Genomic DNA, 21,540 nt, shown 5'->3' with positions numbered 1-21,540 from the left:
GCGCTTCTCTCCCCCATTGCGGTCATCAGCGGCGAACATGCACCGGGTCGTCGCCGAACTGATGCTCGATCGCGGTAGCCAGGGTGCGACGCCACCATGCGTAATCGTGGCCGCCGTTCACTTCGGTGAGCGTGACGTCCACACCCGCTTCGCTCAACTGAGCCGCCAGCGCGCGCGTCGGTTCGAGCAGCACCCACTCCTGCAGGCCGACCTGCAGGTCGATGCGCGCACCCACCGGCGGCCGGGCGGCGGCCTCGAGCGCGACATCCGGCTGCCACAGCGCGGCAGACTGGCTGATCGCGCCGCCGAACACGTCAGGACGCCGCACCACGGCAGCGATCGCTGCGAGACCGCCGAGGCTCTGGCCGGCGACGACGGTGCGATGCGGGTCCCAGCTCAGAGCCGCACCCCAGTGCTCGACCACCCACGGGCGCAGGCGGTCTGCGAGCCAGTCGACGATGCCACCGTGCTCGTCGAGCTCGTCCCAGCGGCGTTCGCGGTCGGCGCTGTCGACGAAGACGGCCAGCAGCGGAGGGATCACTCCCTCGGCGATCATGTTGTCGAGGATGGTCGGCAGCGGTTGCACGCCCGCCCAGACGTCGCCGTCGAGCACGATGAGCAGGGGCAGCTGCTGGCCCGCGAGCATCGCCTGAGCGCCGGCGTCGGCGAGCGCCTGATGTGTGCGGCCAGGCTTCGCCACTTCGAGCGCGCTGGGCTCGTAGACCCAGAGGCGACGGCCGTCCGGGCCGACATGCTCGGCCAGCGTGCCCTCGGGAACGTCGTCGCGAGGTGCCCGCCATTCATCGGACGGCGCGTGCCGCAGCGCCACGACCGACATGCGCACCCCGGCCCGGTTCGTGATCTGGCGCAGGTTGCGCGGGTCGGGCAGCCCGTGGTCGAGCACCTCGCGGATGCCGCGCTGATCGAGCCCCTGCCACGGAACCGGTGCCCCCGGCAGGGCGATCTGGTAGCTGTACGAGGCAATCCAGTCGCGTCGCATGAGATAGCTGAGGTGCCACAGGTCGGTACCGGGGATGCGATGCATCAGCGACCGGTCGAGGTCGGTCTCGTCGGTGATGCGGTTGATGAAGAGCAGCACCTGCTCGGCCGCGGCGTCATGCAGAACGAAAGTGACGATGCGGTGATCGGGGTCGTCTGGAGCGTCGGGATGCTCGGGAGTGGCGGGCAGGTGCTCGAACACCGGGCTCGCCGGGTGCTCGGCCCGAAACTCGTCGGCGAGTGTCTGCGGCGTGCGTATGCCGTCAGGATGCTGGAGCAGGTCAGCGATGCGGGCTTCGAGCCCGGCGATCAACGGGCTGGTGGTCAGCGGTGCCGGTTCTGGGCGGCGGGTCTTCGGCGGATGCCGCCTGGCCGGGCTCATCTTCGGCTCCCCTGTTGGTTCGGCGACGCTCTTCACTGCGCATTCACCCGTTGTTTGCTCACCCGCTCATTCTGGCACGGTGGTCGGGCTCTGGCCATGCGCAGATGCACCTCGCAGTGTGCAACCGCATGCAACCGGACTCGACCGCACCGGCGCCGACCGCACTCGATCATCCCTGTCCGGACAGAAGCCACGCATGACCCTGCTCAACCGCACACGGCGGCACTCGGCCAGACGGCTTTGTCGGAGCACGATTCATCGGAACGAGGTTCATCGGAGCAAGGTTCATCGGAGCAAGATTCATCGGAGCAAGATTCATCGGAGCAAGATTCATCGGGTGCTCGGCTGGCCGTACGGGTACCTCGCGTCTTGCAGCGGCTCGAAGCCGTACCACGGCATCCAACCGCCACAAATGAGCCATTACGACACCCGAACATGGCACTTGGCATGCTTCGATCCCGTGGCACGTCATTTCCCATGTCTCGATCAGAACGACCGGGAGGCTCCACCCGACGCCGAAAGCACAGAACCTGCGACCATCACTCGCCCACGCCCGCACGTTCTACACACTCGACAGCGGCGAACACAGCCCGCCTCCATCTCACACCCCCGGCTGCGCCTTCGGCGGCCGCACCATGAAGAAAGAAACCACGAACGCTGCAGCCATGCACAGCCCCGCGATCAAGAAGACCTCGCTGTACGCGCCGGTCATCGCATCCGGCATCGACGCCGCAGGGCCGGCAGCCGCCAGCGAACGCGCCGCCACCAGCGAGAACACCGACAGGCCGATCGAACCGCCGATCTGCAGCGACGAGTTCACGAGCGCCGAGGCCGCTCCAGCGTCCCTGTTCGCCACGCCCGTCAGCGCGAGGTTCTGCAGCGGAATGAAGATGAACGCATTCCCGACGCCAAGCAGGATCAGCGCAGGCATCACGTGCGTCCAGTAGCTGCCGTCGGGCGAGATGCTCACCGACAGCAGAATCAGCCCGGCCGCCCCGAGCAGCGGGCCGAGCAGCATGAACATGCGCGCCCCGGTGCGTTCGATGAGCCTGGTCAGAATCGGTGTGCTGATCAATGTGGATGCCGTCATCGCCCCAGCCGCGAGCCCGGTCAGCAGCGGGGTCAGATGCATGACGTTCTGCAGGTACAGGGTGAGAAACAGCGTCGCACCGATCAGCACGGTCCCCATCAGAGCCTGGACCAGGAACGACCCTGCTCGTGTGCCGTCGAGCACGATGCGCAGTGGCATCAGCGGGTTCTTGACCTTCATCTCAACCAGCACGAAGACGACCAGCAGCACCACGCCCGCGACCAGCAGCCCGATGGTCGAGGGCTTCGTCCAGCTGTCTTCGGCGAGCGTGAACCCGAACACGAGCGCGCCGAATCCGAGCGAGACGAGAATCGCGCCCCAGATGTCGTAGCTGTGATCGCCGTCGGCGCGGCTCTCCCCGACCAGCAGCAGTCCGCCGACGACGCCGACGACTGCGAAGATCAGGTTGACGAGCAGGCACCAGCGCCACGAGGCGAACTCAGTGAGGATGCCGCCCAGCAGCAGACCGACCGCTGCACCACTGCCGGCGACGGCCCCGAAGACGGCGAATGCGATCTGCCGGTCACGACCTGTGGTGAACGTCGTGGTGAGCAGCGCGAGCGCCGCCGGAGCGAGCAGCGCCGCGAAGAGTCCCTGCAGCCCTCGTGCGACCAGCAGCTCGGTGCCGTTCTGCGCGAGGCCGCCGATGGCCGACGCGATGCCGAACCCGATCATGCCGGCGACGAACGAGCGTTTGCGCCCCCAGTAGTCGGCGACGCGGCCACCGAGCAGCAGCAGCGATCCGAATACAAGGGCGTAGACCGTGACGACCCACTGCCGCTGCACATCGGTGAGGCCGAGGTCGGCCTGGGCGTGCGGCAGTGCGATGTTCACGATCGTGCCGTCGAGCACGACCATCAGCTGGGTCATCGCGATCACGATGAGCGGCAGCCAGCGGCCGCCTTTCTTCAGCAGAACCGGCATGCGGATGCTCCTCCATCAGGTTTCGAGGCCCGCTCAGAGCAAAGCCGCTCGATCGGGTTCGGGCGCGACGCGCACTCTGCACCCGGCCCCTGCGCCCAGCACGGGGCGCCGTGCAGGTGCTGCACTCGCTCGGCGCACACAGAGGCTCGAGACGCTCCACAACTGCAGAGCCCGAGCGTTGCGCACGCGCGTGAACACATCGTTCGAAGCGGACTCTGCGCACAGTCGCAGGTCACTTGGGCTGAACTGGAGGTTTCCAGCCTCGGACCATCCCGGCATACGACGCTCAGCGGCAGGTTGAAGGGCATGACCACCTGGGTCAGATAACCCAGCAGAACTCACACCATACCACCTGTGGATGGTCTGGCCGCGAACGTCAGGACAGAACTCTCGCCTACGCAGACGGGCTCATTTCGCATCCAGACATGGCAGATGTTGCCGAGGCCTCATCAGAGAGGAGCACCCACAATCCAGACATGGCAGATGTCGCTTCACAGCATCGGGGCATGCCACTTGGCATGTTTCGACCGTCTGGAACGACAAATCCCATGCCCCGATCGGAATGGACCAGCATTCTCCAAGTCACCAAGACCAGCAACAGGCTCGTCGGGCCCTCAGCCAGTTCTTCGGCAGCGACCCAGCCAGTTCTTCGGCAGCGACCCAGCCAGTTCTTCGGCAGCGGCCCGGCCGCGCCTACTCCCCTGCCGGCTCGTCAAACTCCTCGATGCGCGGCACCACAAGGGGCGTACCGCTGATCGGGTCTTCGATGATCGCGTTGGGCAGCCCGAACACGTCTTCGATCAGCTCCGACGTCACGATCTCTTGGGGCGCCCCGTGTGTCACCACCATGCCGCCCTTCATCACGATCAGGTGCGTCGCGTACCGAAACGCCAGGTTCAGCTCGTGCAGCACCGCCACGACCGTGCGACCGCTGCGGTGCAGCCGCCGAGCCAGGTTCAGCACCTCCACCTGATGCGCGATGTCCAGGTACGTGGTCGGCTCGTCGAGCAGCAGCAGCGGCGTCTGCTGCGCCAGCGCCATCGCGATCCACACCCGCTGCCGCTGGCCGCCCGAGAGCTGGTCGATCGTGCGGTCGGCCAGATCAGATACGTTCGCCGCGGCCATCGCCTCGATGACGGCGCGCTCGTCGGCAGGCGTCCACTGCTTCAGCAGGTTCTGATGCGGAAACCGCCCCCGCGCCACCAAATCAGACACGATGATGCCCTCCGGCGCATTCGGGTTCTGCGGCAGCAGCCCGAGCCGTCGGGCGACCTCTTTCGGCGCATAGTCCGTGATCTGCTGCTCGTCGAGCCACACCGATCCGGTGCGCGGCGGCAGCATCCGCGCCATCGACTTCAGCAGCGTCGACTTGCCGCACGCGTTCGGCCCGACGATGACCGTGAGCTCCCCCTCGGGAATCTCGACGGAAACCTCATGCAGAATCTCGCGCCCGGTCTTCGCATTGCCGTATCCGGTGACGAGCCTCTCGGTGCGCAGCCGCGACGTTGCGGCGGATGCTCCACTCGCCTGCGCCGCTGCGGTCGAGTCCGCCTGTGCCGCTGCGCTCACGCCCATTGGGGACGCTGCGTGTTCGGTGGATGCGCTCATGCGCGTTTCCTCCATTCCATGGCAAGCAGGATGATCAGATAGATGCCGCCGAGGGATCCCGTGACCACGCCGACCGCCAACTCGTTCGGCGCGAAGATGCGCCGGGCGATCAGGTCTGACACCAGCACCAAGAACGCCCCCATGAGTCCTGCGCCGATCAGCCCCACACCCGGTGTGCGAGTGATGCGCCGCACAAGATGCGGCGCGGCGAGCGCTACGAACGAGATCGGGCCGGCGGCCGCGACGGCCACGGCCATCAGCGCCACCCCGACGACGACCATCACCAGACGCGAGCGCTCGACCCGCACACCGAGCCCGATCGCAAGCGGGTCGCCCAGCGGCATCAGCGTCATCGCGCGAAACTGGCTCCACGCCGCAGGCAGCAGCAGCACGAGCGCGACCGCGATCATGCCAGACTCCGGCCACAGCGAAGCATTCAGCGACCCGGCCATCCACTGCTGGGCCTTCTGTGCTGCGGCGAGATCGGCCTTCACGATGAGCAGCGAATTGATCGCTGCAAGCACCGCGCCCACACCGATTCCCACCAGCACGAGGCGGTAGCCGGCGACTCCGCCGCGCCACGAGAGCCCGTACACGATGGCTGCCGTGATCAGGCCGCCTCCGATCGCTCCGGCCGCCACGATCGGGGTCGAGCCGCCGAAGAACATGATCGCCAGAATCGCGCCGGTGGCCGAACCGCGGGTGAACCCGATGATGTCGGGCGAACCGAGCGGGTTGCCGCTGAGCACTTGGAAGATCGCGCCCGAGGTGCCGAGCGCCATGCCGACCAGAATGCCGCTGACCACGCGCGGCAGGCGCACCTGGTTCACGAAGTAGGGCACCAGCGGGTCATCGAACCGCTGCGTGCCGAAGATCGCGCCGAACACGTCACCGACTGAGATGTCGTAGTCGCCGAGCAGCACGCTGACTGTGCCTGCGATCAGAATCGCGACGATCAGAACCAGGTAGACGATCGCGCCTCGGCGTTCGAAGCGCAGCGTGATCGGGCCGAGGCTCCAGTGCGAGTGCGCCTGGCGCAGGCTGGCCCTGACCTGCTGCTCCTGTTCGCGCGTCGGCGTGATCAGCGACAGGTGTGCGGCGGATGCCATGTCACGCTGGCTGCGCGTCTTCGCCTGGCTGCGCACCTTCGCCTGGGCACGACGGTCGGCGGGTTTCAGAGGTGTCTGGCTCATAGTGCTGCGATCTTCTTTCTGCGCACGATGAGCACGAAGATCGGGGCGCCGATGAGTGAGGCGATGATGCCGACCTGCACTTCGTCTGGCCGAACCAGCAGACGCGAGACGACATCCGCCGCAAGCAGCCAGACCGGGCCGAGCATCGCGCTGAACACGGTCACCCACCGCTGATCGGTACCCACCAGCCACCGCGCGAGAAACGGCACGGCGAGACCGACGAAGCCGATCGGGCCGACGGCGGCCGTGGCGGCTCCGGCGAGCAGGGTGACGGCGATCATGGTGAACACACGGGTGCTCGTGACCCGCACGCCGAGCGCCTTGCCCGTGTCATCGCCAAGGGCGAGGGCGTTGAGCGAGGGCGACAGCAGCAGCGCGATGATCAGGCCGACGACGATGAAGGGCAGCACGAGCACGAACACATCCCAGCCGCGGCCTTCCAACGATCCGGCGACCCAGAAGCGAAACTCGTTGAAGGCCACCTGATTGCCGAGGATGACGGCCTCGGTGAGCGCCTGCAGTGCCGCGCTGATCGCGACGCCAGCCAGAGCGAGGCGCACGGGGGTGGCAGACGAGCGCCCGCTGGCACCGAGTGCGTAGACCGCGGCCGAGGCGATGGCGGCGCCGGCGAAGGCGAACCACATGTAGAAGCCGATGCCGCTGATGCCGGTGAGTGCGACGGCGAGCACGACGGCGAACGAGGCGCCGGCGTTGACACCGAGGATGCCGGGGTCGGCGAGCGGGTTGCGCGTGAGCGACTGCATGAGGGCGCCGGCGACACCGAGGGCGACGCCGACGATGAGGCCCATCGCAGTGCGCGGAATGCGCAGCTCCTGCAGCACGACCGAATTCTGGCTGCCGTCTGGTGCAACCATCAGACGCCAGGTCTCGCCGAGCGGAATGTCTTTCGACCCGAGTGAGAGGCTCAGCAGCACGGCGAGCGCCAAGACGACGAGCACACCCGCCAGTGCTGCGGCTCTGATGGCGCCTGGACGATGGATCTCTTTGGGGCCTGGTTTGTGATCAGTCGTCGCGCTCTGCGTCGACGGGGAGCCAGACCCGGGAGTGCCCACGCCAAGGGCGCGGGCACTCGATGTGGGTGCGACTTGGGTCATGGTTGGATGGTACCGTTTCGGATCGCTGGGCCCTCCACGAACTCACGCATCCGGGCGGCTTTGACTGACGACGACTGGGTTCATGCTCCCGGCCGTCTGCGCGGCCAGACGAGAACTGCGATGACTCCCGCTGCGACCAGCAGCAGCGTCACGGCGAAGACGACCGTGCCAGCCCAGGGAAAGCCGGGTTTGGAGAATGCCGTCTGATCTGCCGACTGTGCCGCCTCACTGCCGCCTGCAGCAGCCGAAGAATCTACGCCGCTGCTTGCCCCGTGGGAGGCTCCGCCCGCGATCGGCAGCTCGTCGTCGGTCACCGACTTGGCGGCCTGAGCTGGGTCAGGAGCCGGCACCATCAAGACGGCCCCGTCGCCGACAGTCTGCTGCTGCTCGACCTGCTGGGTCGTGGCCGACCCGCCGCCTTCGACCGTGGCGCTTCCTCCCTGTGCCGACGAAGCGCTCTTGGGAACGACTTTGAACTCGCTGTTTCCCCGGTTGGACGTCGCAGGTGTGTCTGTCAGAAAACGCAGCCAATAGGAGCCAGCGGTGAGATCATTCGGAATCACGATCGTTCCGCTGGCCCGCCCGCTGGCATCGCTCTGCACGCGGGTCACGACGCACGACCCATAGCGAACCCCCTGGCCGCAGTATTGGCCGTCAGCGATCTTGACACTGATCTGACGGTTCGCGGGGAACCCGGTCACTGTGAATGAGAGAGGCTCTCCGGCGCTCACCGAGCGAGAGCTGACCGTAGAGCTCGTCCCCGGACTGTCTGGGCTCGCGCCCGCCGGAGGCAGAGCGGATGCTATCGAAGAGGCGCCGAAGGTCAACGCAAGCGTCGCGGCCGCCGCGGCCAGCATCCGCCGGCCGATGCTCGCCCAGCTGCGTGCCGGGTCATGGTTTGTTGGGGCCTCAGTGCTGGTGTGTCTCATGCCGACCTCCTGCTGCGTGCGATGCCGAGAATCGTGGTCGCCACAAGCCCGAGCGCCAGCGTTCCGAAGGCCGCGATCAACAGCGGCCCGTTCCAGTTGGTGGGGGTCGCCAGCCCGGCAACCGGCTTTGTGTTCTCGAAGCTCTTGCGGCTGCTCTCTCCTGGCAGGTTGCCGTCGACCCAGCCGACGAGTTCTCCCTGCTGCCCGACGAAGCTGAACTTGTGGTCTCCCGGCTCAAGATCGACGATGTCGAACCGCACCTTCTTCTCTGCGTCGAGCTGCAGCCAGTCCACTCCCTGTGGGCCGGGCCACGCGTGCAGATACACCCAGTCACCAGGTTCGAGGCTGTCGAACGTGGTCGTCAGAACCGTGCCGTCCTGTTGAACCTCGACATCGCCACGGTTGAGATCGGTCAAGTCTTCTTCTGCCGACACCGGGGCCGCCGGGGTGATGAGTGGGCGCTGCCCCGCTGCGGCTTCGCCGATGCTCACGAGGCTGTTGCCTGACGCCTTCAGTGTGAGGTTGCTGGTGCCTGTGCTCCCTGCCGCCTGCTGCACGACGACCGTATCGGATGCGCCGCCATCCTGCGACTGCGGGCGCGGGTCGGGCGAATCTGTGCCGATGCCGAATTCGAGTTTGACGGAACGGCCACGATCGCCGCTGCGGGAGCTGCCAGTCAGTAGGGTGACCTCGTGTGATTCACCGGTCTTCCACTCGCTGCCGGCGGCTGCGAGCGTGGAAGAGTTCGCCCGGGTCGGAATCGGAACATCGACGACGAAATCACCGTTGTCATCGGCTTTGAAGTAACTGAAGATGTTGCTGACGGTGCCACCGCCGCTGCAGGTGTTGGAAGTGTCCGTCTTGGGCGGGTTCGATGCCTCGACCTTGCCGTCCTCGAACTTCACGGCGAAGCATGAGCCAAGGTCTCCGTCCGCAGTCTTCCACCCTCGACCCTCCAAATGGAGTCGGCCTTGCTCGGCTACGGCTTTGACCATGCAGAGTCTCAGCTGGGGCTCTGCTTCGGTCGTCACCTCTTGGGTTCGGCAGTTCCAACCTTCTTCTCTGATTCCTCCGGATACTCCGTTCGAGCCGCCACCGGTCGCCAGAATCAACGGTGCGATGTTCTGCGCTGTCCCTTCGTCATTGGTCGCTGTCACCCGGTAGAGATCGCCGTTCTGCTCGGGTGACATGCGCCCGGGGAGTTTCAGAGTCAGCTTTCCTCGCTGAGAATTCGGACCAACGATCTTCTCCCATGTAACGCCGGAATCGTGCGAACGCTCCCACACCACGCTGGGAATCGGTGATGCATCAAGGTTCACTTCGGTCTCGAATTCGCCATCGCCCTTGTCGGCCACGGTCAGCGGCTGCATCCGCTGGGTGAAGACGGGCGCTTGCGCGCGTTCCACAGCGAACGGCTGGGACGCAGCCTCTTCGCTATCTGTCTTGGCTGTCAGCCGATAGCTCGCGGACGCCAGCCCCTTGGGCATCGTCATAGCGACGGTTGCAACGCCATCTGACGAGAGCACCGCGTTCTCGGCGTCTGCTGCGGCCAACGGCCAAGACTGGCCGTTGGGCTTGTCTTCCTGAAGGACGAGGGCGGCCGTCTGCCCTGCAGATTTCGTGAACCCGCTGAGCTCGAACGTCGCGCCATAGCCACTGGTGACGGTACTCCCGGGTTGGGGTGCGACGGAGGGAGAGGACGTGTCGGGTTTGGGCCCGACCAGGAACTTCGCGTACTGGCTGACGCCCTCGCCACCGTCACCGGAACCGCCCAAGACGCGCACCCAGTGCACACCATCTGAGAGACTCGGGCTGAGCCTGAGCTGAACGGACATGTCACCGTTCGCATTGGGCAGGTATCGGGCATCGGTGACCGTCACGCCGCCCTGATCGATCGTGCCGTTCGGCTGATCAACGGCCAAGCGCGTGTGATCGTTGTCGTTGACATCGTCGATCTTGAAGGTGAGCTTCCCTGTTCCTTCAGGGCGCTGAGCCATTCCCTGACCGGTCACAGTGATCAGATCGCCCGTGATGACGCTGCGACAGTTGAGAACCGCGATAGCGCCCTGGTCCTGTCCGTTGGGTTTCGGGGTGCCCTGCGTTGTCAGATCCTCGCAGCGATCATCCTGCGCTGCAGCGCTCTCGGATGCTGCTTGGACGGTCTGCAGCGATTCCGTTGGAGATCCGCTGCCGAGGATCTGCACGCTCCCTCCGTCAGTCTCTCCTGACGCTCCCGTCGCAGCCGAAGCTGGCATTGCGCCGAGCGCACCAAGCGCCAACAGGCCAGCCGCGGCGAATGCGGTGAGGTTGCGAACGGCGGTGAAAGACCGGTCGAGCACGCTCACATCGTGTCTCACTTCGTTGACTCTCTTCTGCATCACTGAGCTCCGTCGAGTTTCTGCTGCACATCAGTGATCAGCGAGTCCATCAGGATCGGTCCGCCGGTTGACGTCCACCGGGACCCGTCGACCAGAAACACATGCTGCTCTTTGTAGACGTTGAGATCGGTGAACCCGGGCACGGCTACGGCCTGACGCAGCGCATCCTTCGCGCCCTGCTCGTCGGTCGCACCGCCGGCATCCGCGTTGCCGACGGATGAGCCGCCAAGCGTGCCGAAGAACATGTAGTCAGCGTCGATCTCGCTCAGGTTCTCGAGTGAGACCGGCTCGGAGTGACCGGCGCCAGCTCGGTCCTGGTTCTCGGGACGCTTGAGGCCGAGGTCTTCGAGAGCCTGCCCGGGCAGGAGCTCTTTCAAGATCAGCGATGCCGTGTTGCCCTGCCAGCGAACGATGGAGAACGTCTTGTCCTGGTAGGTGCCAAGGCCTGATTTGACCTGTTGGACATGGTCGTCGTAGTTCTGAACGACCTTCTTACCGTCGTCGGCTTTGTTCAGCGCATCGGCCACGATGCCGAAGTTGTCTCGCCAAGAGCCACCGGCCTCGCCTGCGATCACCACGGGGGCGATCGCCTTGAGCTGCTGAATCTGTGCATCGTCGTTGATGCTCGTGCCATCGGTGAGAATCAGATCGGGCTTGAGTTTGCCGATCTCTTCGAAGTTGGGGTTCGCGACATCGCTGACGATCGGAATGCTCGCAGCGCGGTCTCCAAGGTATCCCGGCGCTGTCTTCTGCCCGCGGCCTGAGGTCGTTCCCGCTGGTGTCACGTCCAAGGCGAGAGCACCGTCAAGTGTCGGCTCGCTCAGGGTGACGACCTTCTTCGGGGAGGCCGGAATCGCCACCTCCGCGCCGGTTGCGTCTGTGATGGTGCGGTTTCCTTGTGCATCAGCGGTGCTGTCGGAGCTGCCGCCTGAGACGACGCCGCAGCCTGCGAGCCCCAAAGAGACAGCAAGCGCGGCGAAGAGACCGATCATTCGAGCTGCACCTCGGCGGCGTCGGGCAGTTGCAGAACCTTCACGGCGTGATGACACGAGACTGTGACCTCCAATTCTTCAGCCTGTCAGGCACTCACCTGACGGCTACCACCGCCCTATAGGCAGAGACACATGCCGGTCTAGTCAAACCGTTCTGAAAGATGCTCCCAAGGCCAGGGCCCCGTAGATTCTGATCCGACAGAATGACTATGCTAAAGGGACATTTTTCGAATCATCCGACCTCAGTGTGTGCTTCCTTACACATCGGTCTGGTGATGACGCCGACAGTTCGGGAGCCTGATTAGGTGCAAGCCCATGCGCACTCGTTGTTCTGGCCACCTACGGGCGAGCTGGAGGTCGTCGTCAATGCCGAGCGATGGCCTGCCGGACCAACACAGGCCGTCTGGGTTCCGGCGTCAACGAGTTTTCGCATCGAGCCAGCGCGGCACAGCCCTCTCTTTCGAGTCGCGGTGCCGACCGTAGCGCACGGAGCTCAGTCCCTGCCAGAGCTGCCGAGAGTCGTTCCTGTGGACGGGGATCTGCGCACAAGCATTCTCGCGTACATTTCTGGCCGGCTTCGGGGCGCTCAGCTTGACGTGCAGCCGGTAGTTGATGCACTACGGAGGGTTGGACGACCGCAAGTATCAGTCACGCAGCCAGTGAACGCGACCGCACGCGAGCTGGCGATCGCCATCGAAAGGCAGCCGGCATCCCCGCCCTCATTGACTCAGTGGGCCGCAGATAGCGGCACCAGCACCCGCACGCTGCTCCGCCGATTCCGAGCCGAATCCGGCTGCACTGTCGCACAGTACACTCTGCGGGTGCGGATGCGCCTGGCCTTGAAACTCCTCGACCAGAACGTCTCACTCACAGACGTGGCGCTGCAATGCGGGTACAGGTCGACGACCAGTTTTCTCGCAGCATTCCGCAGAACGTTCGGGGCTCCCCCGGCAGCATACGGATACGCCTTCGACGAGCAGCCCGAATAACGGACGCTTCCCAAACAGAAAGTGCGGGGCCGAAGATGAGAACACCTTCGACCCCACACTTGAGTGCCGAGAGTCACACGCTCTCAGGGCAGTTCAACCCTGTGCGCGAGGCCCAAATGGCTAGGCGCGACGACGACGCACGGCCAGGAGAGCACCGGCGCCAACGATCAACAGCGCCACACCTCCGAGCACACCCGCAACGCCTGCACCCGTGTGCGCAAGCGTGCCCGAGTTCTGCGTTCCGGTCGCATCCTTGCCATCCTGGCCGGGCTTGACCGGGGCCTGCTCGCCAGAATCATTCTGGCCAGGAGTCGCACCCTGATTCTCATCCGTCTCAGGCACAGTGATGCCAGCCCAACCGAGGAAGTCTCCGTCAGCCTTCTGCACGGCAAGCTTGTGATCGCCGACGCCGAGTTTCGCGACGTCGATCGCGATCTGACCGTCGGTCAGCTTCGCCCAGCCGAGACCCTGAGGCGTCGAGTAGCCGTAGACGTAGAGCGACTCGCCTTCCTGGACGTTGGGAGCCTCCACCTTCAGCGTTGCCACCGTGCCATTAAGGGATACCAGCGACACACCGCCACGGTTCTGATCTGTCAGATCGTCCGAGTGTGCATACGTGGCAGTAGGCGGAATGACCTCGACAGTGACGGTGACCGACTTCTTCATTTCGTTGCCGGCAGCGTCCTTCACCGAATAGGTCAGCGTGTACTCGCCCACCTTCGAGGTATCCACCGTTCCCTCAGCAACGACCTTGTCAGTCAGATCGCCATCGACGTTGTCCTTAGCCGAAACACCAGCCTTCGGATCAAACGCATCGCCCACGTTCACCGTCTGATCGGCGGGAACAGTCAGCTCCGGAGCCGTCTTGTCAGCAACAGTGACAGTGACCGACTTCTTCGTTTCGTTGCCGGCAGCGTCCTTCACCGAATAGGTCAGCGTGTACTCGCCCACCTTCGAGGTATCCACCGTTCCCTCAACAACGACCTTGTCAGTCAGATCGCCATCGACGTTGTCCTTAGCCGAAACACCAGCCTTCGGATCAAACGCATCGCCCACGTTCACCGTCTGATCGGCGGGAACAGTCAGCTCCGGAGCCGTGACGTCAGGACCTCCGGTGAGCGACTCGGGATACCCCTGGAACGGGATGGTCGTCGGTACGGAGGTCGCGGGCTGGAACGCCTGAGGAGTGACGTCAGCGGGCGTCGGATCGATGGCTGACCCGCTGAATTCTGAGACAACTTTGACGTCAGCCGATTCGACGCTCCGCATCTTATCGCCAGCAAGCAGAGATCCGGTCAGCAAGCGAACCTTGTGGGTCGTGCCCGCCTTCCACTCCTGATTCGAGTTTTCCAAGGTCGGAACAGCCAGTTCTGTTGACCATTCGCCAGCGGCGTCAGCCATTACGATTCCATAAATGGTCTTATTAGGCTGCACCGCGCCAGTCTGCGGGTGCTTGACCTCTTGCGTCGTCACCACGTTACCTTCATCGAGTTTGATACCGATGATCGAGCCAACGCCAGCCGTAGGGCCCACCCATCCTGTCCCGCTCAGTCGGATCTTGCCAGTACCTGCAAGAACCTCTGTGGAGGATGTCACCGTCACCTCGCTCGACGTAACTGTGCTCGGCGCTGGTTCCGAGGACGTCTTGGCCGCCGTGGTCTGGAACGGCGCCTGCACAGATGTCACCGGGTCGTTGTCGAGCAGGAAGAGCGTGTGGTCGCCGGCAGTCGTGGGAACGCCTGCCGAAGTCTTCGCCGGAACCGTGATCTTCTCATTCGTGAAGTTGCCGTTTGCATCGGTCAAGATTCGCCCGCGTGTTGCATTGGGTACATTCTCGTCGTCATCTGCAGCGATCTGCCCGTATGCGTCACGATCGATCTTCACTGCAAGGCGCTGATTCGGTGAGAATCCACTGCCCGAGACCACAAGTGGCTGCTCGCTGTCGCCAGGAATGATCTGCTTCGTGTTCTGCACATAGGCACGAGCCGTGCTCTTGCCCGGTGTGATCTTCGTGATGTCATCGGCGTTGACTGGCGTGGGATCCGCCGTTGAGCCTTTGACCTCGGTGTTGGCAGTGATCGACTTGCCAGTGAGAATATCGAGCGCGTACGGAATGGTCGCGTTCTGGTTTCGTCCGGCCTTGTCAACGACGAAGGCGCTGCCGTCGGCCACGACGAGGTGGTTTGCTGATTTGTCAGCGATCTTCACCGTGTTGATGACACCGTGGCTCAGACCGTCGACGACCGAGACCGTGCCGTCTTTGAAGTCTGCCGCATAGATCAGGTGCTTTTCCTGATCGACAGCCACAGCCAGAGCACTGTTGCCGGTATTCACCTCGTACTTAAGCGCACCGGTGTTGATGTCGTACGCCTGCAGCGCGAGTGCGCCACCGCCTTGGTTCGCGGTGTAGACCTCACCCAGTTTCGCGTCGATGGCGACGTTCGACGAGCTGAACGTCTTGCCGTCGGTCTTCGTCTGAAGATCAATTCTCTTCGAGATCTCCTGCTTCTCGAGATCGATCTCGTAGATCTTGTTCAGTGACATGTCGCTCGTGTAGAGCTTGCCGTTCGCCTCATCGAGAGCGAATCCCATGGTCACGGTGCCTTCACCGGTCTCGATGCTCTTGACCTGCTCATGCGTCTTGGCGTCGTACACCTGGACACCATGGCTGTTGTCTCCGCCGCGTGCAGCTGCAGAGACGTAGACGAAGCCCCGCTTCTCATCGACGATGACTTCACGCGGGTGAGAGAGTTCCTGCTCCACCTTGGTCGTGCCGGCCTTGTAAGTCGTCGACTTCGTCGCACCAGTATTGTCAGTCGTCGTCACGACCTCATCCTGATCGCGCACGGTGGAGTTCTCTTCGTAGCTGCTCCAGACCTTGCCGAGCGTGTTGAGGTCGAAGGATGACACCTGGTTGTCACGAGTATTGGTGACCCAGACCTGGCCGTTCGCGTCGTCGACGTCGATGCCGTACGCGCCTAGACGCTTGACACCTGCGTGCGAGACGACGCCGTCTTTGGTCTCGTCACGAGCAATGGTCGGCAGCTCTGCGAGAGCCTCGACCTTGAGGGTCTTGGGATCGAGCTTGGCAATCGTGCTGGTCACGATCGGCGGTCGTCCGACCGAGCCCGTGACATAGAGCGCATCCTGCGACGACGAGTAGGCAATCTGATACTGCCCGGGAATGCTCTGCGTCTTCTCTGACGTGATCGCGATGTCACGTGTGACCGGGGTGATCTGCGATGCCTCATCTGCAGCCGACGCCTGCAGTGGAGCGATTAGCGCGCCGCTTGCGGCAAGCGCGAGACCGAGGGTACCCGCACCGGCTCGACGCAGGAATGATCTGCCTCGTCGATTCGATACAGAGCCCACATGATTGACAGCTGTCATCTGTACGCCACTTCCTTCTTTCGTATTGGCAGTCGACAATCCTCTGTCGTTAGAGAGGCAGACCTTGCTATATTGATGCGCGTGCATGCAGGCGAGGCTTACCTCAGAACTCAGGACGGACCTGCACCAGCTTGGCAAAGGAGGCCATCTCTGTGAACTCGATAAGAAGAAATTCTGCATCTCGAGCACAGGTGCATGGCATCCGACAGCCAGATCAAGCCAATCGGACACTCGAGCTGGCGCATCGAATCGGCACAGTCATACTCGCTCTCGAAGGGCAGCATCGAGTCGCCCTTGCCTCTGTCGAACATGTGGTCACCTCACGTGTCGTTCTCTGGGTGCCCGCAGACGTCGCGGCTGCCGACCAGCTCGACGGGCAGCTCACGCACGCTTTGACGATGCTGCCAGTGACCGCCCCCGCATCCACTGCTGAGTCCCTCTTCGATCTCGCGCCTTCATCGCTCACAGCCCTGCTCGTCGATGACGAGGTTCAGCATCAGATTCTGCAGCGTATCTCTCATCAGCTGCTGCACGGGTGCGATTCAGTCGAACATCGCGGCCTGTGCCTGCGCGCGTGCGGAGCCAGCACGCAGGCGCTCATGTCCGCGATCAGCAGCTGCGAGGTCATCACGGCACAGGTTCCCTGCGCGAGGTCAGAAGACGCCGAGTGGATCGCGCAGCAGCTTCGCGAGTGCCCCGCCGACAGTCGTACCGCCGCACAATTCGCCGCAGCCCTCGGGGTGAGCAGCAAGACCGTTCAGCGCAGTTTTCAGCGGGAGACCGGAATGACCTTCAGCGCCTATCGCCAGCGGGCGCGAGCGCTGTACGCCCTCGAGCATCTGACGGCCGGCACTGATCTCGCCGTGCTCGGGGCCGCCGCGGGCTATACCTCGGCCTCAGCGTTCGCCCAGGCATTTCGACAGCAGATCGGGATGCTGCCATCGGCACTGCTGAGGCAGAGTTGCGAGCTGATCGCATTGCCCCGGCAGCGGGCCGCCGAACGGAACTCGGACATCCGTCGCTCAGCCTGACCGCCTTCGTCAGTCGCCCTTCAAAGCGATGGCCGCACGTCGGCTACTAGCGCAGCGCAAGCCGCTGCTCGTGGAGCACTTCCAGCAGAGGAGCCTTCTCGGCAGCCCCGCTGCCTGGCTTTGTGGCGATCTGGTGTGAGAACGAATCGATGCGACGGCTGGTGTCGCGAAGGTCATAGTAGGTCTGCACGATCTCGTCGTAGGCTGCGAGCGCGTCATCGTGGTCGGTGAGATCTGGGTATGCGTCAACGCCGACCGTGATCTCTTTGGGCAGGCGCGGCTTGAGCTGCGGCTCCTGGTCAGGGTGGCCGATCAGCAGTCCGACCAGAGGAAACGTGCGAGTCGGCAGCTGCAGCGCGTCAATGACTTTACGGGGGTCTCCCCCGATGCTGCCTAAGTAGACGGTGCCGAGTCCAAGTGATTCAGCAGCCACGACCACATTCTGCGCCGCGATCAGAATGTCTTCGACGCCTTGCAGAAACAGAGCAGTGGTCTCGAGCGGATCGAGGCTTCGCCCCTGCCGCTGGCGAATCTGTGCGTTGCGGTACAGATCGACGACGAAGATGAGCAGCTCGCCCCGGTCGCCGCCGACGTAGGTCTGACCCGACGACTCGAAGATGCGCTGACGCACCTCTGGGTCTTTCACTCGGATGATCGTTCGCTGCTGGTAGAAGCTGCTGGTCGCCGCCTGTGACGCGACGTCGAGCAGTGTCTGCATGGTCGACTCGTCGACCGGCTCTGCCGTGTACGCGCGGATGCTGCGGTGTGCGAGCTGCGCGGCGATCGTCGCGTTGGGTGCCGAGCTCACTTCGTCTGCCGATGTCGACTTCTGTGCAGGCATTGTGCTCTCCGTTCATCACGTCGTCTGAGCGCCCGGGACGGCGCGGCGCTGGTCGCGCGACGGCGACGAACCGTCACTCAGCAGATTCTACGACCTGTGCAACACGTCGTTCCGTAACGATTCGATCACTGTCGTCGGCATGTCGCGCGCAATGTCAGAGGCTTCTCATAGACTCTTCTCAGACGGGGAGGCGAGTTATGGAGAACATCGATGTGACGACGGTCGCTTTCATCCTGCTCATCGTGGCCGGTTCGCTGCTCGTCATCGTCGTCGGGCTGCTGCTCATGTACGTGGTCATTCGTGAAGCCGTGCGGTCTGGCACACGCACCGCCCTGCGCGAATACGAGCATGAGAAGGCTCAGCGTCGCGCCAAGCTCGAACGCGAGAAGCGTGCGAAGGCCACAGCGCAGACATCTCGTCCTGCAGGTGCACGTACACCTGCCTCCGCCGGCGCCGCAGCAGTCACTCCTGCCCCGACTGAGGCAAAGAAGAGCGTCTGGCAGAAGCCCAGGCGAAAGACCACGGCCAAGGCAGCCGCCAGCTCTGTCCCTCACGCGTCGCCGACTCAAGCTGCGACGAACTCGCCGTCCCACGTGCAGCCGACCACCGCATCCGCATCGTCATCGGCAGCTGCGCCCCGGGTCACCGGACAGACCCGTGCTGCGCGCCGCACAGCAGAGGCGGAGTCTCCGCGGTCGCATTCCTGGACCTCATGGTGGTCACGCAGCACTCGCAACACGGCTTCGCCCGACACATCCGGCACGCCAGCCATCACGCAGGGCACGACAGAGGTCGATGCCCATGGGGCTGCCGCGACCGACGAGGCTCAGTCCACGGGCGCACCCGGCGCGCGAGCCCAGGAGATTCTGGCGCAAGAGACCGCTCCGATGCGTCAGGCCAGCTGACCGGCGCCTGAAGAGATCTCCCCCGCGCACTTCTCCTCAGTCGTCGATTCTCACGAGCGCATTTCTCTGTTTTACGGATACGAAGAGGCGGAGTCATGATCACTTCAGAATCTCAGACGGTCGATCAACAGGTGTCGACCGGGCATCTTCCCGGGCAGGCCGAGGTCGCTTCGCTGACGACCACCACCTATGAGCGCTGTCGCCAATTGGACGACGGACGGGTGGCCGACTACATTCCCGCGCTGGCCGAGGCGGATCCGACGCTGTTCGGCCTGTCAGTCAGCGAGGTGAACGGCGCTACACACGATGCCGGCGACAGCGACTACTCGTTCTCCATCCAGTCCGTCTCCAAGGCATTCGTGTACGCACTGGTGTGCGAAGCCTATGGCCATGCAGTCGTCAAAGAGAGAGTCGGCGTCGACAACACCGGCCTGCCTTTCAACTCCGTCATGGCACTCGAGCTCAACGGCGGCCACCCGATGAACCCCATGGTCAATGCTGGGGCGATCGCGACGACCGCGATGATGCCCGGAGCCACGCCCGCAGAGCAATGGGAGCTGATTCGCACCGGCCTTTCGACTTTCGCAGGTCGCCAGCTGACCATGGACGGTGAGGTCTATGCCTCAGAGATGAAGACCAACTCTCGCAACAAGGGCATCGCCCGACTGCTCGAAAGCTATGGACGCCTCGACCACGACCCTTTAGATATGGTCGACATTTATACCCGGCAGTGCGCGATGCTCGTCACCTCGCACGATCTCTCAGTGATGGGGGCGACGCTCGCCGACGGAGGCATGAACCCGGTGACGGGTGAGCAGGTCGTATCGGCCGAGGTCTGCAGAGACACGCTCTCGGTGCTCGCCGCGAGCGGAATGTACGAACGGTCAGGTGAATGGCTGTTCGAGATCGGGATTCCTGCGAAATCAGGTGTGGCAGGGGGCATCGTCGCGATCGCTCCCGGCAAGGGCTCCATCGGCACGTTCTCCCCGCGTCTGAACTCCGCAGGAAACAGTGTGCGCGGCCAGCGTGCGATTGCATATCTCTCTCGGGCACTGGGCCTGAATCTCTTCGCTTCCGACAGCAAACGACAGACAGGAAAGGTCGCCTGATAACCGCCACCGCAGAGACGCTTCAATCAGAGACGAAGCGATCATGGGTTCCTCTGATCGGTCTCTTCCTCGCTCAGATTCTCATGTCGTTCAACGTTGCAGCGCTGCCGATGTCAAATGGCGGCATGGTCGCTGACTTCGGGGTTCCGCCCACCACCGCGAGCACCACGATCGTGGTGTACGGCTTGGTTGTCGCGGCGTTGGTCATGACCGGAGCAAAGCTCGGGCAGCGCGTCGGATGGGGGCTCATTTTTCGCTGCGTCATCGTCGTGTTCGCCGGATCGTCGCTGATGATGATTCTGGCGCCTTCAGTCGGCTGGGCGATCGCTGGTTAGTGTCTCGCAGGTGCCGCTGCGGCGATCATCGTGCCTTCTCTTGTCGCGCTGATCGCAGAGAACTACAGCGGCGACCAGCAGGCGACCGCGATCGGCTCTCTCGGGTCGGCTCGTGCGCTGTCAGGCATCAGCGCCTTCCTGATCGGAGGAACGCTCGGCACGCTGGTCGGCTGGCGACCGGTCTTCATGATTGTGCTCGCTCTCGCGATCGCCGTGTTCCTCTTCAGCTTCAAGCTGCGCCGAGACAAGGGGGATGCTGGTATCAGAATCGACCTCGTCGCCTCGGCCCTCATCGGTCTGTCGATCATGCTGCTGGCCCTCGGCTTCAACAATCTCAACGAGTGGGGCGCATTCTTCGCCACACCAGGTGCGCCTTTCGACGTCTTGGGAATCTCCCCGGCGCCGATGCTCATCGTCTTCGGCATCATCTTCGGCCAGGCATTCTTCGCATGGACACGGCGACGGATGCGTCAGGGCAAGGTTCCCCTCGTCGACCTCTCGGTGCTCGGTTCCCCCTCTGAGCGAGCAGCCGTGTATGCGATGTTCGTCGTTGTCGCGCTTGAGGCGGCCCTGAACTTCACGGTTCCCATGTACATCCAGATCGTGCAAGGGCGCACCCCGTTCGAGACCTCGCTTGCCATGATGCCGTTCAACCTGACGGTGTTCATCACTGCGACACTGGTTGTGCGCTTCTACAAGCGCTTCAGCCCTCGGACCATCGGCATGGCAGCGTTCGTCCTCACGACCTGCGCGCTGGTGTGGTTCTCTTTCGTGGTCACGAACAATTGGGAGACACTGCCGACCATCCTCGGACTCATCCTCTTCGGCATCGGCCAGGGTGCCCTCGTGACTCTCATGTTCAACGTTCTCGTCAGCGCTGCGCCTGCCGAACTCGCTGGAGACGTCGGGTCGATTCGCGGAAGCACACAGAACCTTGCCTCGGCGGTGGGCACCGCCGTCGTCGGCGCACTGCTGGTCGCTCTCTTGAGCGTCGGCGTCGGGCGCGCCGTGACGGAGCACCCCGAACTCCCTGACGATCTCGTGACACAGGTCGATCTCGACAGCGTCAACTTCGTGTCGAACGATCGGCTCGAAGAGGTCCTGTCGCAGACCGACGCGACCGGAGCTCAGGTCGAGGCAGCGGTTCAGCTCAACGAGGAGCAGCGTCTGCGCGCTCTCAAACTGGGCCTGCTCATCCTCGCTGGTCTCAGTGCGATCGCCATCCTCCCCGCCTCACGCCTGCCCCGCTACCGACCGCATGAGATTCCTGCTCCCGATGCCGCATCGACAGGCAGCTGATCAGCCTGCTGCCCGATGACGAGAACGACGA

At 63.8% G+C, this 21,540-nt stretch carries 15 protein-coding genes and 2 pseudogenes; 7 read left to right on the top strand and 10 right to left on the bottom strand.

All coding sequences use genetic code 11. From position 1 onward, the window contains the following. Nucleotides 1-25: 25 nt before the first annotated feature. The gene (locus F8O08_RS04655; protein WP_158042717.1) at nt 26-1,381 is read right to left on the bottom strand and encodes an enterochelin esterase domain-containing protein; all 1,356 of its coding nucleotides are present in this window, start codon (nt 1,379-1,381) and stop codon (nt 26-28) included. A 251-nt stretch (nt 1,382-1,632) separates the two neighbouring features. Between F8O08_RS04655 and F8O08_RS11100 the strand changes: the two are divergent. Further along, nucleotides 1,633-1,797, top strand: a pseudogene (locus tag F8O08_RS11100) (pentapeptide repeat-containing protein); the annotation flags it as partial. A gap of 185 nt (nt 1,798-1,982) precedes the next feature. Here F8O08_RS11100 and F8O08_RS04645 read toward each other — a convergent pair. From F8O08_RS04645 to F8O08_RS04615, 7 genes are all read right to left on the bottom strand, one after another. Continuing rightward, the gene (locus F8O08_RS04645) at nt 1,983-3,395 is read right to left on the bottom strand and encodes an MFS transporter (protein WP_225733572.1); all 1,413 of its coding nucleotides are present in this window, start codon (nt 3,393-3,395) and stop codon (nt 1,983-1,985) included. A 693-nt stretch (nt 3,396-4,088) separates the two neighbouring features. After that, nucleotides 4,089-4,970: an ABC transporter ATP-binding protein gene (locus F8O08_RS04640; RefSeq protein ID WP_158042995.1), complete on the bottom strand. Its 882-nt coding sequence runs from the start codon at nt 4,968-4,970 to the stop codon at nt 4,089-4,091. A 29-nt stretch (nt 4,971-4,999) separates the two neighbouring features. Continuing rightward, on the bottom strand, nt 5,000-6,196 hold the full coding sequence (locus tag F8O08_RS04635; protein ID WP_225733570.1) for a FecCD family ABC transporter permease: 1,197 nt from the start codon (nt 6,194-6,196) through the stop codon (nt 5,000-5,002). Further along, the gene (locus tag F8O08_RS04630; RefSeq protein ID WP_158042716.1) at nt 6,193-7,311 is read right to left on the bottom strand and encodes a FecCD family ABC transporter permease; all 1,119 of its coding nucleotides are present in this window, start codon (nt 7,309-7,311) and stop codon (nt 6,193-6,195) included. Before F8O08_RS04630 ends, F8O08_RS04635 begins: the two co-directional genes overlap by 4 nt. 80 nt (nt 7,312-7,391) lie before the next feature. Then, complete coding sequence (locus tag F8O08_RS10815; RefSeq protein WP_192497716.1) at nt 7,392-8,240, bottom strand: hypothetical protein; 849 nt, start codon at nt 8,238-8,240, stop codon at nt 7,392-7,394. Further along, nucleotides 8,237-10,618, bottom strand: a complete 2,382-nt coding sequence (locus F8O08_RS04620) for a hypothetical protein (RefSeq protein ID WP_192497715.1) — start codon at nt 10,616-10,618, stop codon at nt 8,237-8,239. Before F8O08_RS04620 ends, F8O08_RS10815 begins: the two co-directional genes overlap by 4 nt. After that, on the bottom strand, nt 10,618-11,610 hold the full coding sequence (locus tag F8O08_RS04615) for an iron-siderophore ABC transporter substrate-binding protein (RefSeq protein WP_158042714.1): 993 nt from the start codon (nt 11,608-11,610) through the stop codon (nt 10,618-10,620). Before F8O08_RS04615 ends, F8O08_RS04620 begins: the two co-directional genes overlap by 1 nt. Nucleotides 11,611-11,915: 305 nt before the next feature. On the opposite strand from F8O08_RS04615, the gene F8O08_RS11095 reads away from it, so the two are divergent. Beyond that, nucleotides 11,916-12,599 (top strand): helix-turn-helix transcriptional regulator, encoded by a 684-nt coding sequence (locus tag F8O08_RS11095; RefSeq protein ID WP_158042713.1) that lies wholly within the window; start codon nt 11,916-11,918, stop codon nt 12,597-12,599. Nucleotides 12,600-12,719: 120 nt separating this feature from the next. On the opposite strand, the gene F8O08_RS04605 is transcribed toward F8O08_RS11095, so the two are convergent. Beyond that, entirely contained in the window at nt 12,720-15,989 is a 3,270-nt protein-coding gene (locus tag F8O08_RS04605) for an immunoglobulin-like domain-containing protein (protein ID WP_192497714.1), read from the bottom strand. A gap of 311 nt (nt 15,990-16,300) precedes the next feature. On the opposite strand from F8O08_RS04605, the gene F8O08_RS04600 reads away from it, so the two are divergent. After that, nucleotides 16,301-17,020 (top strand): AraC family transcriptional regulator, encoded by a 720-nt coding sequence (locus tag F8O08_RS04600; protein WP_158042711.1) that lies wholly within the window; start codon nt 16,301-16,303, stop codon nt 17,018-17,020. A gap of 46 nt (nt 17,021-17,066) precedes the next feature. On the opposite strand, the gene F8O08_RS04595 is transcribed toward F8O08_RS04600, so the two are convergent. Then, a complete protein-coding gene (locus tag F8O08_RS04595; RefSeq protein ID WP_158042710.1) occupies nt 17,067-17,861 on the bottom strand; it encodes an NADPH-dependent oxidoreductase in 795 nt (264 codons plus the stop codon). Nucleotides 17,862-18,058: 197 nt separating this feature from the next. Here F8O08_RS04595 and F8O08_RS04590 point away from each other — a divergent pair, with 197 nt between their 5' ends. From F8O08_RS04590 to F8O08_RS04580, 4 genes and pseudogenes are all read left to right on the top strand, one after another. Further along, nucleotides 18,059-18,766, top strand: coding sequence for a hypothetical protein (locus tag F8O08_RS04590; RefSeq protein ID WP_158042709.1), 708 nt, complete (start codon nt 18,059-18,061; stop codon nt 18,764-18,766). Nucleotides 18,767-18,861: 95 nt separating this feature from the next. Next, the gene (glsA, locus tag F8O08_RS04585) at nt 18,862-19,875 is read left to right on the top strand and encodes a glutaminase A (protein ID WP_158042708.1); all 1,014 of its coding nucleotides are present in this window, start codon (nt 18,862-18,864) and stop codon (nt 19,873-19,875) included. An 83-nt stretch (nt 19,876-19,958) separates the two neighbouring features. Further along, nucleotides 19,959-20,210: a hypothetical protein gene (locus F8O08_RS10950; RefSeq protein ID WP_225733332.1), complete on the top strand. Its 252-nt coding sequence runs from the start codon at nt 19,959-19,961 to the stop codon at nt 20,208-20,210. A gap of 15 nt (nt 20,211-20,225) precedes the next feature. After that, a pseudogene (locus F8O08_RS04580) lies at nt 20,226-21,509 on the top strand (MFS transporter); the annotation flags it as partial. Between the last annotated feature and the right edge of the window lie 31 nt (nt 21,510-21,540).

The organism is Pseudoclavibacter sp. CFCC 13611 (assembly GCF_008831225.1).
In the GTDB taxonomy this organism is placed as follows: Bacteria; Actinomycetota; Actinomycetes; order Actinomycetales; family Microbacteriaceae; genus Pseudoclavibacter_A.
This window is presented reverse-complemented; position numbering and strand designations above follow the sequence as displayed.

What these genes read in the sequence shown, in the direction of transcription:
- F8O08_RS04615 (WP_158042714.1), bottom strand. Translation starts at nt 11,610, where the DNA reads ATGATCGGTCTCTTCGCCGCGCTTGCTGTCTCTTTGGGGCTCGCAGGC.
- F8O08_RS04655 (WP_158042717.1), bottom strand. Translation starts at nt 1,381, where the DNA reads ATGAGCCCGGCCAGGCGGCATCCGCCGAAGACCCGCCGCCCAGAACCG.
- F8O08_RS04595 (WP_158042710.1), bottom strand. Translation starts at nt 17,861, where the DNA reads ATGCCTGCACAGAAGTCGACATCGGCAGACGAAGTGAGCTCGGCACCC.
- F8O08_RS04630 (WP_158042716.1), bottom strand. Translation starts at nt 7,311, where the DNA reads ATGACCCAAGTCGCACCCACATCGAGTGCCCGCGCCCTTGGCGTGGGC.
- F8O08_RS04640 (WP_158042995.1), bottom strand. Translation starts at nt 4,970, where the DNA reads ATGGGCGTGAGCGCAGCGGCACAGGCGGACTCGACCGCAGCGGCGCAG.
- F8O08_RS04605 (WP_192497714.1), bottom strand. Translation starts at nt 15,989, where the DNA reads ATGACAGCTGTCAATCATGTGGGCTCTGTATCGAATCGACGAGGCAGA.
- F8O08_RS04590 (WP_158042709.1), top strand. Translation starts at nt 18,059, where the DNA reads ATGGAGAACATCGATGTGACGACGGTCGCTTTCATCCTGCTCATCGTG.
- F8O08_RS10950 (WP_225733332.1), top strand. Translation starts at nt 19,959, where the DNA reads ATGTCGTTCAACGTTGCAGCGCTGCCGATGTCAAATGGCGGCATGGTC.
- F8O08_RS10815 (WP_192497716.1), bottom strand. Translation starts at nt 8,240, where the DNA reads ATGAGACACACCAGCACTGAGGCCCCAACAAACCATGACCCGGCACGC.
- glsA (WP_158042708.1), top strand. Translation starts at nt 18,862, where the DNA reads ATGATCACTTCAGAATCTCAGACGGTCGATCAACAGGTGTCGACCGGG.
- F8O08_RS04635 (WP_225733570.1), bottom strand. Translation starts at nt 6,196, where the DNA reads ATGAGCCAGACACCTCTGAAACCCGCCGACCGTCGTGCCCAGGCGAAG.
- F8O08_RS04620 (WP_192497715.1), bottom strand. Translation starts at nt 10,618, where the DNA reads ATGCAGAAGAGAGTCAACGAAGTGAGACACGATGTGAGCGTGCTCGAC.
- F8O08_RS04645 (WP_225733572.1), bottom strand. Translation starts at nt 3,395, where the DNA reads ATGCCGGTTCTGCTGAAGAAAGGCGGCCGCTGGCTGCCGCTCATCGTG.